This window comes from Duganella violaceipulchra (genome assembly GCF_019166075.1).
GTDB classification, from domain to species: Bacteria; Pseudomonadota; Gammaproteobacteria; order Burkholderiales; family Burkholderiaceae_D; genus Rugamonas; species Rugamonas violaceipulchra.
Genome location: NZ_JAHTGR010000013.1, coordinates 139815 through 155318, shown reverse-complemented (window position 1 = coordinate 155318; position 15504 = coordinate 139815). Strand labels below are relative to the sequence as shown.

The 15504-nt window shown below is 65.0% G+C and carries 13 protein-coding genes; 2 read left to right on the top strand and 11 right to left on the bottom strand.

The features are described from left to right. Positions 1-33 precede the first annotated feature (33 nt). Positions 34-1119, bottom strand: coding sequence for a threonine aldolase family protein (locus KVP70_RS23050; RefSeq protein ID WP_217944676.1), 1086 nt, complete (start codon positions 1117-1119; stop codon positions 34-36). A gap of 24 nt (positions 1120-1143) precedes the next feature. Beyond that, a complete protein-coding gene (locus KVP70_RS23045; protein WP_217944675.1) occupies positions 1144-1920 on the bottom strand; it encodes a sterol desaturase family protein in 777 nt (258 codons plus the stop codon). A 145-nt stretch (positions 1921-2065) separates the two neighbouring features. Between KVP70_RS23045 and KVP70_RS23040 the strand changes: the two genes are divergently transcribed. Continuing rightward, positions 2066-3304 carry a hypothetical protein gene (locus KVP70_RS23040; protein WP_217944673.1) on the top strand — a complete coding sequence of 413 codons (1239 nt, stop codon included), beginning with the start codon at positions 2066-2068 and terminating at the stop codon, positions 3302-3304. Positions 3305-3336: 32 nt separating this feature from the next. On the opposite strand, the gene KVP70_RS23035 is transcribed toward KVP70_RS23040, so the two are convergent. From KVP70_RS23035 to wrbA, 7 genes are all read right to left on the bottom strand, one after another. After that, a complete protein-coding gene (locus KVP70_RS23035) occupies positions 3337-5181 on the bottom strand; it encodes an ABC transporter transmembrane domain-containing protein (RefSeq protein WP_217944671.1) in 1845 nt (614 codons plus the stop codon). Between the two features lie 78 nt (positions 5182-5259). Continuing rightward, on the bottom strand, positions 5260-6348 hold the full coding sequence (locus KVP70_RS23030) for a lipocalin-like domain-containing protein (RefSeq protein WP_217944670.1): 1089 nt from the start codon (positions 6346-6348) through the stop codon (positions 5260-5262). Then, complete coding sequence (locus tag KVP70_RS23025) at positions 6348-8903, bottom strand: FtsX-like permease family protein (protein WP_217944788.1); 2556 nt, start codon at positions 8901-8903, stop codon at positions 6348-6350. The genes KVP70_RS23030 and KVP70_RS23025 overlap by 1 nt, the downstream gene beginning before the upstream one ends. A gap of 62 nt (positions 8904-8965) precedes the next feature. Then, a complete protein-coding gene (locus KVP70_RS23020) occupies positions 8966-9400 on the bottom strand; it encodes a DUF4124 domain-containing protein (protein ID WP_229225039.1) in 435 nt (144 codons plus the stop codon). Between the two features lie 11 nt (positions 9401-9411). Continuing rightward, positions 9412-10818 (bottom strand): FAD-binding oxidoreductase, encoded by a 1407-nt coding sequence (locus KVP70_RS23015; protein ID WP_217944666.1) that lies wholly within the window; start codon positions 10816-10818, stop codon positions 9412-9414. Next, a complete protein-coding gene (locus KVP70_RS23010; RefSeq protein ID WP_217944786.1) occupies positions 10815-11222 on the bottom strand; it encodes a DUF2069 domain-containing protein in 408 nt (135 codons plus the stop codon). The genes KVP70_RS23015 and KVP70_RS23010 overlap by 4 nt, the downstream gene beginning before the upstream one ends. A 13-nt stretch (positions 11223-11235) precedes the next feature. After that, positions 11236-11847: an NAD(P)H:quinone oxidoreductase gene (wrbA, locus tag KVP70_RS23005; protein WP_217944664.1), complete on the bottom strand. Its 612-nt coding sequence runs from the start codon at positions 11845-11847 to the stop codon at positions 11236-11238. A 134-nt stretch (positions 11848-11981) separates the two neighbouring features. Here wrbA and KVP70_RS23000 point away from each other — a divergent pair, with 134 nt between their 5' ends. Beyond that, positions 11982-13286 (top strand): YihY family inner membrane protein, encoded by a 1305-nt coding sequence (locus KVP70_RS23000; protein WP_229225038.1) that lies wholly within the window; start codon positions 11982-11984, stop codon positions 13284-13286. Here KVP70_RS23000 and KVP70_RS22995 read toward each other — a convergent pair. Both KVP70_RS22995 and KVP70_RS22990 read right to left on the bottom strand, forming a co-directional pair. After that, entirely contained in the window at positions 13283-14743 is a 1461-nt protein-coding gene (locus KVP70_RS22995) for an aminotransferase-like domain-containing protein (protein WP_217944662.1), read from the bottom strand. The genes KVP70_RS23000 and KVP70_RS22995 overlap by 4 nt on opposite strands. Before the next feature lie 9 nt (positions 14744-14752). Then, a complete protein-coding gene (locus tag KVP70_RS22990) occupies positions 14753-15337 on the bottom strand; it encodes a LysE family translocator (protein WP_217944660.1) in 585 nt (194 codons plus the stop codon). Between the last annotated feature and the right edge of the window lie 167 nt (positions 15338-15504).

Genomic DNA, 15504 nt, shown 5'->3' with positions numbered 1-15504 from the left:
CAGTGTAGCCGGTTGCACCGGCTTGTGCAGGAATTAGTTGGACATCGCGTCCGACCACAGGGTCAGGATTTCACGTACCCGCTGGTCCGGCAGGTTGAGCAGGTTGTCGCCGATATACAGCTCCACCGAGCTGCGGTCGGGCAGCGCGGCGTGGCTGGCGGCGTTGAACAGCCACACGCCGTGCTGCTCGGCGATGCGGTTGCGGATCTCGTTGGCGCGCTCGCGGCTGACCGGCAGGTGCAGGTGCAGCATGCTGGCCTGCGGACGGGCGGGATTGGGTGTGAGCTTCGGATAGTCGCGCAGCACCTCGTACAGCCATTCGGTGCGGTGGAAGTATTTCGGCATCGCCGCCAACCGGGCGTCGAACTGCATCGCGGCGGCCACCACGTAGGGCGTGCGCTGGTAGACATTGCCGCCCTGGCGGCGGAACCATTCCTGCGCCTTGGCGATGAACGGCTCGCTCCCCAGCAGCATGGCGCCGCCCATGCCGCCTATGCCCTTGTACATCGAGATGTAGACCGAGTCGAAGCCGGCTGCGATCTCGGCGGCCGGACGGTCATATGCGGCGGCGGTTTCGAACAGGCGCGCACCGTCCAGGTGCAGGTGGATAGCCTGCTCGCGGCAGTAGGTCTTGATGTCCGCCAGATCCTCCCAGGCCGGGCACTGGCCGCCGATCTCCCGCATCGGCAGCTCTAGCGTGGCGGCGCCCAGCTTGTCCGGGATGCCTTTCAGTTCGTCCAGCGTCCATGGGCGGTGCGGGTCGCCGATCTGCAGGGCCTGGAAATGGTCGAACAGCTGGTGGTTGCCGCGTTCGTGGCGCAGGATGTGCGAGGTCGGATGCAGCGCCACCAGCCGGCTGCCGCGCTCCGAGCAGGCGATGCGCAGCGCGGTGGCCTGCGCCATCGTGCCGGAAATGCAAAACAATGCCGATTCAAATCCCAGCAGCGTGGCGAGCTTCTGCTCGAAATCCTGGATCAGCGTACCGTTGCCGTAGGTGTCGTGCGCCACGCCGTTGGCCTCGCACCATGCGGACATCGCCGCGAACTGCTGGGCGGGCGATGGCTGGCGGTGGCCGGGAAGGTGGGTTGTGCAGCTGAGCCGCAGTTCGGCATCGGTCAAGGCGTTCTCCTGAAAGGGAGAATGTTACCGGCTTTTTGCCTCGGGGGCCGAAAAACCGGCTTTGCGATAGTGTTCGTCGTAGTCCGGCGACAGGGTGCCCAACATCCGGTCCCAGAACAGGAAGTACCAGCTGTAGTTGTAGCGCCCCCGCGCATGGTGGGTATTGTGGGCGGTGGAGGTGTTGATCCAGCGGCCCAGCCAGTGCTTCGACATCGCGCGCGGGAACAGCTCATAGCCCAGGTGCGTGTACACCGCGAAGGACGTATTAATCCACGTGAAGATGATCAGCGACCAGAACGTGACCGGCAACACCAGCAGGATCACGATGCTGGCGCCGCTGTCGATCACCGCTTCCAGCGGGCTGATCGAATAGGTGGGCAGGGGGCCGGTGTTGGTGGAGCGGTGGTGGGTGCGGTGCGCCCAGCGGAACAGGCGGCGGTGGTGCATCAGCCGGTGCGTCCAGTAAAACCACGTGTCCTGGATCACCACCATCATCAGCAGCACCATCAAGGCGATAAAGCCCCATCCGCGCCCGTAGGCATGCACGCTTTGATAGAAGTGGGTATGCCGGCCGAGGCCCAGCGCGAAAGCCGCCGGCGTGACGCTGCCAAGCACCACGATGCTGACGATGGAAGTCAGCACCTCGCGCCGGATTTGCGGCAGCCCGATCGGCTTCGCCTGCAGGCGCTGTCTGCGGCCGGGCCGAAAACGCCACCACAGTGTGAGCGCGAGGAAGGCGGTTGTCACCAGCGCGTAGTTCTGTGCGACATGCCGGATGTTAGTGAGGAGCTGATGGAGCACGGCGTTCCCTTGAGATTGGATCACGCATGCTAAGGCCGCCAGCGCGGGAAATGCTTGTAAATTAATTAATTTCGGTTTGGCTATCGTGCGGCGTTGCCACGCTGATATTATTGCCAATTCCTTAATTTCAAGAATTGGATCTCAGATGAAAAAACTTCGTAGCGCCACTTTATTTGCCGCGCTGGCCACAGCCTTTTCGGCACAAGCCCAGACGGTCATGACCATCAACGGACTTGAAACAGCAACCACCTGTACCGCCCCGCTGGTCTTTATCTCCGACGTCGGCAGAGAGGGCTTGTTTTATCCGGTCGCGTCGAACGCGACGGACCTGGCGAACGGCGGCACCACGCTGTTTTGCAACAAGGGCAGCACTGGCAAAAAAATGTACAAGCGCATGTTCGATGGCGCGGTCAACGCCAAATGGTTCGGCCTGAGCGAGAGCTCGCTGGACAACGCCCCCGCCGTGCAGGCCGCAATCAATGCGCTGCGCAACGGCCAGGAATTGCTGATCCCGGAGGGCTACTATAAGTTCCAGGACACGATCACCTTGCCGGGCAATAAATTCATCCGCTTTACCGCGCGAGGCGATTTGACCTTCGGCGCGCGCGATGGCATCGTCGTGCAGGGAGGTTATGGACATGTGCTGGATGTGGCCAAGCTGCATGGCATCGCTTGGGAAAACACGCCCGCCTACGGTTATACCGGTTCTGGCATCACGCTGATGAATGCCTCACACGCGACGGTGACAGTCAATTGGGTGGACGGTTTTCACAACGCCATTAAGCTGAGCGGCCAAGGTCATAATGGCTCGCAATACAACAAGATCGATTTCGAGCTGCTGACCCATAACGACGTCGGCGTGCTGCTGACGACGGAGAGCGACGGCCAGAAAAACTGGGTCAACGAAAATACCTTCACCGGCGGGCGGATGATCGGCGTGACCGGCTTGTCGGCCGTACCGGGTTCGGCGCAGACCGATCCGTTCAACGGCAATAAGTTCTACAACTTTGGTTTCGAGGGCCTGACCAATGGCGTCGACGTGGACAAGTTTGCCAGCAATATCTTCGTCGCGCCGCGCCTGATGGGCGCCGAGGGTGTGGCCAACGGCTTCAAGTTTGGTCCACTAGCCGCGGACAACGTCATCATCGCCACCGGACTGTATGAGGAGGCGTTTGTGTCGGGCGGGGTGGCGGGTAACGCCGGCGTGCGTACCCTGTTATTGGGCCGCCTCATGGTAAAGGACGGCGTGACGTCGGGAGTGGTCAACATCAGCGACGATAAGGGCCGCTTTCTCGGCCTGATACGTGACGCGAACGGCACCGTCAGCCGGCAGACCAAGTCGCGCATCCTGCCGTTGGCGACGCTGCCCGGCGTTTCGCCCTGATGCGGTGACGGGCCGCATCCGGCAGTAAGCGGTCAGCTCGCGTGGTGCTCGATGTGGACGTTGTGGAACTGCAGCGCCGCCAGGTTGGCGTAGATGCCGCCCAACGCCACCAGCGAAGCGTGGGTGCCGGTTTCGACGATGCGGCCGTCTTCCATCACGATGATGCGGTCGGCGCGCTGCACCGTCGCCAGCCGGTGCGCGATGATGACGGTGGTGCGGCCGACCATCGCCGCCTCCAGCGCCTTCTGCACCAGGCGCTCGGATTCCGCGTCCAGCGCGCTGGTGGCTTCGTCGAGCAGCAGCAGCGGCGGGTTTTTCAGCAGCGCGCGCGCGATCGCGATGCGCTGGCGCTGGCCGCCGGACAGGCGCACGCCGCGCTCGCCCAGGAAGGATTGATAGCCCTGTGGCAGGCGTTCGATGAATTCGTGGGCGGCGGCCAGCTTGGCGGCCTGGATCACTTCCTCGTCGGTGGCGCCGGCGCGGCCGTAGCGGATGTTTTCCATCGCGTCGGCGGAGAAGATCACCGTATCCTGCGGCACGATGCCGATGGCGTCGCGCAGCGTGTGCAGTTCGAGCTTGGTGATGTCGACGCCATCGAGCTTGATGCTGCCGCTCTGTGGGTCGTAGAAGCGCAGGAACAGCTGGAACAACGTAGTCTTGCCGGCGCCGGAAGGGCCGACCACGGCCACCGTCTCACCCGGTTTGATGTCCAGCGACAGATGACCCAGCGCCGCCGTGTCGGGGCGCGACGGGTAGCTGAACGACACGTCCTGCAGGCTCAGGGCCGCGCCGTTGGCGGCGCGCGGCGGCAGCGCCAGCGGCATAGCCGGCGACTGGATGTTGGACTTGACCGACATCAGTTCCAGCAGGCGTTCGGTGGCGCCGGCGGCGCGCTGCGCTTCGCCCATCACTTCGGACAAGGCGCCGATGGCGCCGGCCACGATGGACGCGTACAGGATGAATTGTCCGAGGTCGCCGCCGGTCATGTCGCCGTTGAGCACAGCGTGCGCGCCCAGCCACAGTACGAACACGATGGTGCCGAACACCAGCACGATGGCGATCATGGTCAGCAGCGCGCGCGCGCGGATGCGGCGCATGGCGGTGCCGAAGGCGCCTTCGACCGAGGCGCCGAAACGGTCCGATTCGATCTTCTCGTGGGTGAAGGCCTGCACCGTCGGCATGGCGTTGAGAATTTCGCCGGCCATGGCGGAGGCGTCGGCGATGCGGTCCTGCGAATCGCGCGACAGCTTGCGCACGCGGCGGCCGAACATCACGATCGGCAGCACGGTCAGGATCAGCAGGCCGATGATGATGGCCGACAGTTTGGGGCTGGTCACGAACAGCATCACCAGGCCGCCGATGAACAGCAGCACGTTACGCAGCGCCATCGAGATGCTGGTGCCCACCACCGCCTGGATCAACGTGGTGTCGGTGGTGATGCGGGACAGGACTTCGCCGGTCTGCGTGGTCTCGAAAAATTCGGGGCTTTGCGTGACGACGTGCTTGTAGACTGCGCTGCGGATGTCGGCCGTGACGCGCTCGCCGAGCCAGGAGACCGTGTAGAAGCGCGCCGCCGTGGCCAGGGCCAGCACGGTGGCGACGCCGAACAGTGCCAGGAACACCAGGTCGACGTGCTTGATGCTCTTGGCGCCGGCGCCGCCGAAACCCAGGTCGATCATCTGCTTGAAGGCGGCCGGAATCGCCAGCGTGGAGCAGGCGGCGACCACCAGCGCGATACCGGCCAGGACGAACTGGCGTTTGTACGGCAGCAGGAAGGGCGTCAGTCCGCGCAGGGTGGCGAGACTGCCTTTCTTGGCTTCTCTTGCTGTGTTGGGGGCGGCTGCGGACTGGGTGCTGGCGGTGGTGCTGTTGGTCATCGGATGGCTGCTGTTGGTAAGTATTCTTTGTTGACGATTCAGGTGTTGCTAAATTGTTCGCTAAATTGTTCGGAGCTGCTAAAACTTTATCGGCCGGACATAGCCGGTCATTTCCAGGTAGGCGCGGCCGGCCTGCTTGCCGTCCCGCTCCAGCGTTACCGCGCCTTCCCAGTACACCGCGCCGGTGGAGCGCCGCGAATCCAGTTCCTGGTCGTCCTGTAAAGGGATGACCTGCCACACGGTGCTACCGGTGGTGAGCTGGGTCGCGACGGGATACTCGGCATTGGTGCGGGGCGAACGCCACCGCCGTTGCGGGGTAAAACTGACCTGGTCCGGCGAGAACTGCGTGATCTTACCGGAAGCATCGCGCCATGTCGCGTGCGACCATAGTTTAGCACCTGTCTTGCTGCGCATCTGGAAAGCCATCAGCGCGCCGCCGTCGGTGAGGTTGGCGCCTATCCAATCCCAGCCGGAGGCTTCGGCGGCCACGTATTGGGTGGACCATTCGTGATCGAGCCAGGCGGCGCCGGTGACGGCGACCGCCTTGCCGGCGCTGGTGACGGTGCCGGTGGTGGTCAGTTGCGGCTCGCTGTAGTAGTAGCTGCTGTCGGAAAGCTGCGTGCCCTTGCGGGAATAACCACGGTCGCCCTGGAGCAGCATGGGCTGCGACGGGGCCAGTTTCAGCGCCAGCTTGAAGCCGGCGGCGTCGAGGTGGATCTGGTAGCTGCCGTCGGTGGCGCGTGTCATGCGCCAGTCTTCGAGCTTGACGTCGGTGTCACCGACCTTGACATAGGACAGTCCGAAGCCTTCGCGCGCGCTGCGCTGGTCGTGCAGCAGCTTGCCGTTGGCCGGATCGGAAACGGCCGCGTGGCCGATGATCAGCTGCTTGGGCGCGAACTGGCTGGGATTGGCGCGGTCGTGCTGGGTGGCGCTGCGGAAGAAGGTGACCTGGAAGCCCAGCGGCTTGCCTTCGGCCGTGTTGAGCCAGCCGGTGACGTACCACCATTCGGTTTTGTAGTCGGGATGGGCGCCGAAGTCCGCTGGAAAATTCAGCGAGGCGCCGGGCGCCAGCGGCGCGACCGCCTTGAACACCGGCTCGGCGGCCTGCGCGGACATTGCCGCCAATAGCGTCAGCACAGCCGCGCAACGTTGTACGAAATGCTTCATCACCAGTCCTCCCTGACTGCGCGTATCGGCCCGCCCGACAGCGATTGGCGGCCGGCCAGCAACGCCGTCAGCGCGGAGGCGGCCAGTAGCAGGCCCGCCACGATGGCCAGCAAAGGCCACGGCAAGTGCAGCTGCATGGTCCAGTGGAAGGACTGCGGGTTGACCACAAAAACCAGTATCAGGCTGATGACCCAACCCAGCGCGAAGCCGGTGACGATGCCCAGGCCCGTCAAGGCGCCGCCTTCGATGGCCAGTATCGACAGGATCTGGCGCCGCGTGACGCCCACATGGCGCAGCATGCCGAACTCCTTGGCCCGCGCCAGCGTCTGCGCCGAGAAGGTGGCGGCCACGCCAAACAGGCCGATGACGATGGCGATCGCCTCCAGCAGATAGGTGATGGCGAAGCTGCGGTCGAAGATTTTCATGCTGATCGCGCGGATCTCGGTCGGTGCGTTGGTCGCCAGCGCGGCGGCGAACGGCAGGCGCTTCATGGCGCTTTCCGTATCGGCGGCCTTGGCGCCGGGCTTTAACCACAGCGCGGCGTTGCTGGCGTCCAGGTCGCCGGTGATGGCGCGGTAGTCGCTCAGCCGCATCTGGATCGAGCCGGTGGGCCGGGCGTAGTCGCGCCATACGCCGGCCACCAGGAAGGCGTGCAGTTTGCCGTTCAATGGCAGTTCGATGCGCTGGCCGACGCTCATTCCATATAAATCGACCATCGCTTCCGATATCCATACCGGCGGCGGAGCGCCGGGGCCGGGCACCACGGTATTGCCGACGATGGCCAGGGTTTTGCCGGGATCGGCCGGGTCCACGTTACGCGCCATCAGTGCGATCGGCGGCCGGGCGGCTGCCAGCGAGATGCCGCGCACGCGCAGGAAGTCGGCGCTGGCGACGCCCGGCAGCGCGGCGATGATCGCCTGTTCCTGTGGGCGCAGCCCTGCGGTGGTGCCGGCGCTGGTGGTGCTGACGTAGATATCGGCCGGCAGAATGTGTTGCAGCCAGTCGTCCAGCGATACGCGGAAGCTGGCGACCATGATGGCCATCGCCACCATCAGGCTGAAGCTCGATAGCACGCCGCCCAGCGCGATGCCTGCCTGGCTGGAGGCGTTGGCAAGGCGCGACAGCGTCAGCGTGACGACCGGCGAGGCGCCGGGCTTGCCGGCGGTGGCTGCGCTCCAGCGCTGGTGCGCCGCGCGGAACACGATGGCGGCCAGGCGCGGCATCAGCGCGATGGCGCCGACCAGCAGCAGTGCGATCGACAGGTAACCGAACAAGGGCAGTTCAAATATCGGCGGCGCTTGCGACAGCAGTGCGGCCAGCGCGATGCAGGCGAGCGCCGGCCAGGCTTTGGAGAGCCGCGACATCGCCGCTTCCTCGGTGCCTGATTTGAGCGCGACGGCAGGCTTGGCGCGGGCCGCGTCCAGCGCTGGCGCGGCGCAACCCAGCAAGGCCACGGCGACACCGAGCGCGAAGTAGATCGTCGCCGCGACTGGCGTGAACTGCACCTGCGGCCGCACGCCGGAGAAGAAGCCGGCGCCGAGATCTGCGCCCATGAAGTGCAGCGCGGCCGCCGCCATGCCGTAGCCGGCGGCGATGCCGATCGCCGATCCGGCCACGCCCAGGCTCAGGCCTTCGATCAGGATCTGGCGCAGCAGGTGCTTGCGGTCCATGCCCAGCACGCGCAGCAGCGCGAACTGGCTGCGGCGGCGTATCACCGACAAGGCCTGGGTGGAGAACACCAGGAAGGCGCCGGTGAACAGCGCGACCAACGCCAGCACGGTCAGGTTGACGCGGTAGGCGCGGCTCATGCCTTCGTTGCGGCTGTTCTGGTCTTCGTCGTTCGGCTGGCTGACGCGGAAGCGGCCGGGGTAGTCGTGTTGCAGCTGTTGTTCCAGTTCTGCCTTGAAGGCGTCGCGATTGACGCCGTCGCGCAGCTTGATGTCGATGCGGGACAGCTGGCCGAGCTTTTCGAAGCGCCACTGCGCCGCGCCCAGGTCCATCACGCCGATGCGCTGGCCGGCGCGGGGACGTTGCAACGAGCCGGCCACGCGCAGTTTCAGTTCGCCGACGCCTACCTGCAGCGTCAGCGGCGCGCCTTTGGCTGGCTTGAGCCATTCCTGCGCCGCCGTTGACAGGAACAGGGCGTCGTCGGCCAGGACGTCGGTCGGGTGGTCCTCGGCGGGCACGCCGATCAGGTCGGACGAGATGAAGCTGGCGCGGAAAGCGTCGATGCCGAGGATCTTCAGCGCGGTCGGTTCACCGGGCACGGAAGCGTCGAACTCCAGCACCGGCGAGGCCACGGCCACGCCGGCGCGCTGCGCCAGCACGGGGTAGATGGCTTCGTCGAAGAACGGCTCGGTGCCGCGCACCTGGACGTCGGCCACGCCGGACAAGCCCTTGATGGCGGACGAGAATTCGTTGAAGGCCGCGGCGTTGATCAGGTGGATGGCGAAACCGAGCGAGATACCTACCGCAATCGCGGCAATCGCCACCAGGGCGCGCAGGGGATGCGCGCGCCATTCGCCCAGCAACAGCCAGCGTGATAAACGGCCCATCGCAGCCGTGTCCCGGATCGGCGCCGGGGCGGCTGGTTTTACTGCGGATATCGGTTCAGACATTACTTTGGACACTCCAGCGCCAGGGTGTCGCCGGCGCGTTTGGCGCGCAGCTTGGCGTTATCGAGATTGGGGAGGGCGGCGCGGGCCACCTCTTCATCGGCCCATCGCTTGTTCAGTTTGAGCTTGCCGCAGCGTTTGCGCTGCACGGCTGCGGCTTGCGCGGCCTTGTCGGCGGCGCGGGCATCCTGGTCGTCGCGCTGGTGGCGGGATTTTTCCAATTTGGCCGCCTCCTTGCGCTGGCGCGCCAGCTCGTCCGCCGCTGCCGGGTCGGGCGCCGGAGCGGAGGGCACCGCCAGCGTCGCCGCAGACGCCGCGTTGGCAGGGCAAGGCCTGTCGCTATAACTGACCTTGCCGTCGACGGTGCATTTGTTGACGCCCTGGCCGTGCGCAGCCACGACCACGGCGCACAGCAGCACCGCGCAATTGATACGCATGACAGTCCCGATCACAGAATTTTCCCGGGATTCATGATACCCAGCGGGTCCAGCGCTGCCTTGATTGCTCGCATCATGTTCAGTTCCACCGCCGACTTGTAGTGCGCCAGCTCGTCCTTTTTCAGTGCGCCGATGCCGTGTTCCGCCGAAATCGATCCGCCGAAGCCCACCACGCTGTCGTGCACCACGCGATTGACCTTGTCCTGGTTGGCCAAAAAGTCTTCGTTGGCGATGCCGTCCGGCGGCGCCACGTTGTAGTGCAGGTTGCCGTCGCCCAGATGGCCGAAGCACACCAGCTGGCAGCCGGGGAAGGCCGCTTCCAGCAAGGGGCCGGTGGCCGCGATGAAGTCGGCGATGCTCGACACCGGCAGCGATATATCGTGCTTGATGTTCTTGCCGGCCTTGGCCTGCGCCAGCGGGATGTGTTCGCGCAGCTGCCACAGTCCGGCCGATTGCGCCACCGATGTCGCCACCACCGCGTCGCTGATGACATCGCGCTCCAGCGCCGCGCCGATGGCCTGTTCCAGCAATCCGACGGCGTGCTGCTCCGATTCGCTGCTCGACAGCTCCAGCAACACGTACTGCGGATGCGGCGCCGCGAACGGCTTGGGCAGAGGCGGGAACTGCTGCGCCACCAGCTCCAGGCAGTAGCGCGACATCAGCTCGAAGCCGGTCAGGCTGGAGCCGCAATGGTCCTGCATCAAATTCAGTAATTGCAGCGCGTGGGCGGGCGAGGGCAGTGCCGCCAGCGCGGTGATGCTGGCCTTGGGCTGTGGATAGAGCTTGACGACCGCGCCGGTGATGACGCCCAGCGTGCCTTCCGCGCCGATGAACAGGTCGCGCAGGTCGTAGCCGGTATTGTCCTTGCGCAGACCGCGCAAGCCGCTCCAGATCTCGCCTTGCGGCGTGACGACTTCGAGGCCGAGGCACAATTCGCGCGTATTGCCGTAGCGGAGAACCGCCGTGCCGCCGGCGTTGGTGGACAGGTTGCCGCCGATGGTGCAGCTGCCTTCCGCCGCCAGCGACAACGGGAACAGACAGCCCGCAGCTGCTGCGGCTTCCTGCACCTGCTGGAGGATGCAACCCGCGTCCACGGTCATGGTGCGGTTGACGGGATCGACCTGGCGGATGGTGTTCAGCCGCGCCAGGGACAGCACGACGGCGCTGCCGCTGGCATCCGGCACGCTGCCAAGTACCAGCCCCGTATTGCCGCCCTGCGGCACCAGTGCCACGCGCCACTGCGCGCACGCGCGCACCAGCGCCGCCACTTGAGCGACCGACGCCGGCCGCAGCACGGCCAGCGCCTTGCCGGTAAAGCGTCCGCGCCAGTCGGTGAGGAAGGGCGCCATGTCGGCGGGCGTGTCGAGCACGAATGCATCGCCCACCACTGAGCGGCAGTGGGTGAGGAAGTCCATCATTTGACGGTGTTGACCTTGACCTTGTCCAGCAGTTCCTTGGCCAGCTTCTTCGCCGCCTTTTTATACGGACGCAGGTACATCACAGCGCACACGAAGTAGATGCAGACGATCAGCGCCTCGCCCCAGGCCAGCCATGCGGACAGGGTGCCCTTGTCGCTCCAGCCGCGCACCACGCCTTCGGTGAAGTACAGCAGTATCATCATCGACGTCCACTGCAAGGTGTAGATGTCGCGCTTCCATACGCCATACAGCGGCAACAGCAGCGGCAGGGCCTTGAGCACCAGCCAGGAACCGCCCGGCTTCAGCGGCGCCAGCACCATCTCCCACAGCACGCACCAGACAATCAGCGTCGCCAGGCTGCCGATGGCGCCCCAGTGAAAATACTTTTGCATCGTGTTTTCCATCATGCGATCCCGTTCAAGCGACGGCGCGCAGTTTGACGGCCGTTTCGGCCAGGCGCCGGCCCAGCGCGATGGCCAGGCGTTTTTCATCTTCCGTGATGGTCTTCTTGCCGTCAAGTCCAGACCAGTGGCTGGCGCCGTAGGGCGTGCCGCCGCTGGAGGTGGTCATCAGTTCCGGATTGGTGTAGGGCAGGCCCAGCACCATCAGGCCGTGATGGAACAACGGTATCATCATCGACAGCAGCGTCGATTCCTGGCCGCCGTGCAGGCTGCCGGTGGACGTGAACACGCACGCCGGCTTGCCGGCCAGCGTGCCGGACAGCCATTGGGCGGCCGTGCCGTCCCAAAAATACTTCATCGCCGCCGCCATGTTGCCAAAGCGGGTGGGCGAGCCGACCGCCAGGCCGGCGCACTCGGCCAGGTCGTCCAGTTCAACGTAGGGCGCGCCGTCGGCCGGCACGTCCGGCTCGGTGGCTTCGGTCACGGTCGACACGGCGGGTACCGTGCGCAGGCGCGCATCGCAGCCCGGAACGCTTTCCACGCCCTGTGCGATCAACTCGGCCAATTTGCGCGTGGCGCCGTGGCGTGAGTAAAACAATACGAGAATAATCAGATTAGGTTGGTTCATCAGCGGTATTATAGGGCGCTTTAGCGGGTGGCATCGTTGCCACTCTTGTATTTCGATTATTGCTCATGTACGAAAAATATATTCATCCGGTTTTCCAGTATGTTTCCCGCAGTTGCCGTGGCGGGATAGAGACAATGCGTTCGCTGTCCTGGCCCGAAGTGCGGGACCTGTTCCTGTTTGCCCAACGCCGCCTGCGCGAGGAAAGCCTGCCGCAAGTGGCCGGCAGCCTCACTTTTACCACGGTGTTCGCGTTGGTGCCGCTGTTGACGATCGCGCTGGCGATCTTCACCACCTTCCCGCTGTTTAATGCCTTCCGCAGTTCGCTGGAAGCCTACTTCGTGCAAAGCGTGATGCCGAAGTCGATTTCGACCACCATCCTCAATTACCTGACGATGTTCGCCTCCAAGGCCACGCGGCTGTCGGCGGTGGGCGCGGTGGCGCTGATTTTCACGTCGATCGCGATGATGAACCTGATCGAACGGGTGTTCAACCGCATCTGGCGCGTGCGCGCCGAGCGGCGCTGGACCAAGCGCATCCTGGTCTACTGGGCCATCATCACGCTCGGCCCCTTGCTGATCGGCGTGTCGCTGACCTTGTCGGGGCGGGTCTTCATGGCCACCAGCGATTTGATCGGCGACGTGCCGGTGGTCGGCGCGCTGATCTACACGGTGTTGTCGCTGGCGCTGACCACGGCCGGCTTTACGCTGCTGTACGTGGCGGTGCCCAACCGCGACGTCGACTGGTACGACGGCGCCTGGGGCGGCTTGGTGGCCGGCCTGGCGTTCGAGGTGGCCAAGCGCGGCTTCGCGGTCTTCATCACGCAGTTCCCGACTTATTCGAAGATCTATGGCGCGCTGGCGGCGCTGCCGTTGTTCCTGCTGTGGGTGTATGTATCGTGGCTGATTACCTTGTTCGGCGCGCTGCTGGTGGCCGCGCTGCCGGTGGTGAAATACGAGCGCTGGTGGCACGAGGCGCAGCCGGGCGGCGAATTCGTCGACGCGATGGCGATCCTGCGGGTGCTGCATGTGGCCTGCAAATGCGGCGACACGGCGCTGGTGAGCGCGGGCGCGATCCGCGCGCGCACGCGGCTGGGCTTCGACGAGATGGACACGCTGCTGGAAAAGATGATGTCCGAGGGTTGGGTGGGGCGCGTCAAGGTCGATGCGCCGCAGCGGGTGCAGTGGGGCAAGCGCGTCAGCGACGGCGACAACTGGGTCATCCTGGCCAATGTGGAGAAGCTGACGCTGGCCGAAGTCTATCGCCTGTTCGTGTTCTCCGGCCTGCCGATCAACGCCGGCGTGGTCAGCGACAGCGACGATGAGCGCGACCTGCAAGTGGCGCGCGAAGCGGCGTCGCTGGCGCGCGAGGTGGAATCGGCCGTCGAAGCGGGCTTGGGCAAGACCCTGGCCGAGCACTTCGGGCCGATCGATTGCCGCTAATCGTTCAAACTCGCGACGCCGCTGGCGCGCGCCAGGCTTGAGCGTGCGCCAGCCACTGCCTGTAGGCGCTCTTGCAGGTAATTGCTCAGACGCGGGTGCTGGCTGAAAGCGACGTTGAAACGGATGTGTTGGTCGGGCGTGTCGTTGGCCGAGAAGGCGGCGCCGCGCATCAGCAGGATATCGTTGCGGAAGGCGTCCTGCACCAGCAAATCGACATCCAGGCCTTCCGGCAACGTGCCCCACAAGAAAATACCGGCGTCGCCGGGCTGCTCGAACCGCACGCCGGCCGCGATCAATTGCTGCGTGCTGGCGTTACGGGCCGTCATGATCTTGCGATGCAAACGGTCCAGGTGCTTGCGCAGGTTGCCGGCTTTGAGCACTTCCAACAGCACGTACTCGTTCAGCGCCGGCATCGTCATGATGGAATGGATCTTGGTCCGCATCAGCACTTTGAGCAGGGCCGGGGCGGCGGCGAGATAGCCCATCCGCAGGGCCGGACTCAGCGCCTTGCAAAAGCTGGAGTAGTAAATCACGCCATCGAGTCCCGCCATGGCGGCCAGCCGCGTGCTGTGGCCTTGCTGGAAGTGGCCGTGCACGTCGTCCTCGGCGATCAGGAAGCCGTGCTGCTGCGCCAGCATCAGGACCTTGTGCAGATTGGCGGCGCTACTGCTCCATCCGGTCGGGTTGTGCAGCGCCGTTTGCACGAACAGCAGGCGCGGCCGATGCGCGCGGCAGGCGGCCTCCAGCTCATCCAGGTCCAGGCCGTCCGGTCGGCGCTTGATCGGCACCAGCCGTATGCCATCCTGGCGGAGGCGGCCAAACATCAGGAAATAGCCGGGGTCTTCCACCAGCACGGTGTCGCCTGGTTGCAGAAAACTCCGGCAAATCAGGTCGATCGCATGGGTGCCGCCAAAGGTCGTGAGGATGTGGCCGGCGTCGGCGGCAATGCCGATGCCGCGCAACAGCAACGCGATGTGTTCACGCAGTTCCGGCAGCCCCTGCGGCGGGCAGCGCGAGGCCATGCCGGCGGCGCTGCCTGTGACGGCCCGTTGCACGGCGGTGGCGGGCACCGCGTCCTGCAACCAGGTCGGCGGCAACGCGCCGCTGCTGGCCAATAGTACGCCGGGGCGCTGATCGTTGGCCTGCTGGGCCAGCCAGACCGGCTCTTGCTCCACTCCCGCTTCCAGCGCGACCTCATCGGGGATCGCCTTGCTGGCGCCGTTCGTTGTGCTGACGTAGAAACCCGCAGTGCCATGGGAATCGATGACGCCTGCCGCGACCAGCCTGTCATACGCCACCACGACGGTGTTCGTGCTGACTGCCAGCTGGGTGGCGAGCTGGCGTATCGACATCAGCTTGGCGCCGCCGGGCAGTGCCCGGCTCTCGACCATGTGGCGCAGCTTGGCCTCGATTTGAGAGGACAGGGCGATGGGAGAGGAGCGGTCGATGGCAAACATGGCGAGAGTCTAGCGCAAAAACATCACGGCGAGGACGAGCAAGATGGCGGCCATCGTCAAATTGAACAGGCGCTGCTTGCGCGAATCAAGCAGGATGCGGCGTATGGAGACGCCGAACAAGGCCCACATGGCGTTGCAAGGCGCGCCGACCAGCGTGCCGATCACGGACACCAGCAGCGCGCTGGCGAGCGTGCCGTGCCCCGTCGGCATGAACACCGACGCGACCGTAACAGCCTTCACCCAGCTCTTGGGATTGAGCGCCTGAAAGGTCGCGGCCTGGGCAAACGACACCGCCTTGGGCGCTTGCGCGCCGCTCACCGATGCGCCGCTGAGTTTCCAGGCCAGGAACACCAGGTACAGCGATCCCGCAATACGCAGCGCTTGTTGCGTCACCGGGTAGGCGACAAAGACACTGCCCAGTCCCACGCACATGAGCATGGTTTGCACGAACAAGCCGGCCTGGATGCCCATGATGGCCGGCAGCGCGCCGCGGCCGCCGAAGTTGGCGCCCGTGGTGGCGAGCATGACGTTGTTCGGACCGGGCGTGGCCGACATCACCAGGCAATAGCTCATCAAGGGCAGGAGTTCGGTCATGGTTTGCAATTCTCGGTGTGGAAGTGGCACCAGTCTAGGAGCGCGGGGCGGTGGGCACAAGGCACAAGGCCATGGCGCTGGACACATGCTGTATCAGTCGATCGATAGCGACAGTTGCCGATCGTCCGGCTAACGTTATAGAATCGGCATTCATAAAAATCAACCAG

Bases quoted from the DNA above. Each gene is read 5' to 3' on its own strand.
- KVP70_RS23030 (WP_217944670.1), bottom strand. From the start codon at position 6,348: ATGAAGCATTTCGTACAACGTTGCGCGGCTGTGCTGACGCTATTGGCG.
- KVP70_RS22990 (WP_217944660.1), bottom strand. From the start codon at position 15,337: ATGACCGAACTCCTGCCCTTGATGAGCTATTGCCTGGTGATGTCGGCC.
- KVP70_RS23010 (WP_217944786.1), bottom strand. From the start codon at position 11,222: ATGGAAAACACGATGCAAAAGTATTTTCACTGGGGCGCCATCGGCAGC.
- KVP70_RS23020 (WP_229225039.1), bottom strand. From the start codon at position 9,400: ATGCGTATCAATTGCGCGGTGCTGCTGTGCGCCGTGGTCGTGGCTGCG.
- KVP70_RS23000 (WP_229225038.1), top strand. From the start codon at position 11,982: ATGCGTTCGCTGTCCTGGCCCGAAGTGCGGGACCTGTTCCTGTTTGCC.
- KVP70_RS23025 (WP_217944788.1), bottom strand. From the start codon at position 8,903: ATGGGCCGTTTATCACGCTGGCTGTTGCTGGGCGAATGGCGCGCGCAT.
- KVP70_RS23040 (WP_217944673.1), top strand. From the start codon at position 2,066: ATGAAAAAACTTCGTAGCGCCACTTTATTTGCCGCGCTGGCCACAGCC.
- wrbA (WP_217944664.1), bottom strand. From the start codon at position 11,847: ATGAACCAACCTAATCTGATTATTCTCGTATTGTTTTACTCACGCCAC.
- KVP70_RS23035 (WP_217944671.1), bottom strand. From the start codon at position 5,181: ATGACCAACAGCACCACCGCCAGCACCCAGTCCGCAGCCGCCCCCAAC.
- KVP70_RS23015 (WP_217944666.1), bottom strand. From the start codon at position 10,818: ATGATGGACTTCCTCACCCACTGCCGCTCAGTGGTGGGCGATGCATTC.
- KVP70_RS22995 (WP_217944662.1), bottom strand. From the start codon at position 14,743: ATGTTTGCCATCGACCGCTCCTCTCCCATCGCCCTGTCCTCTCAAATC.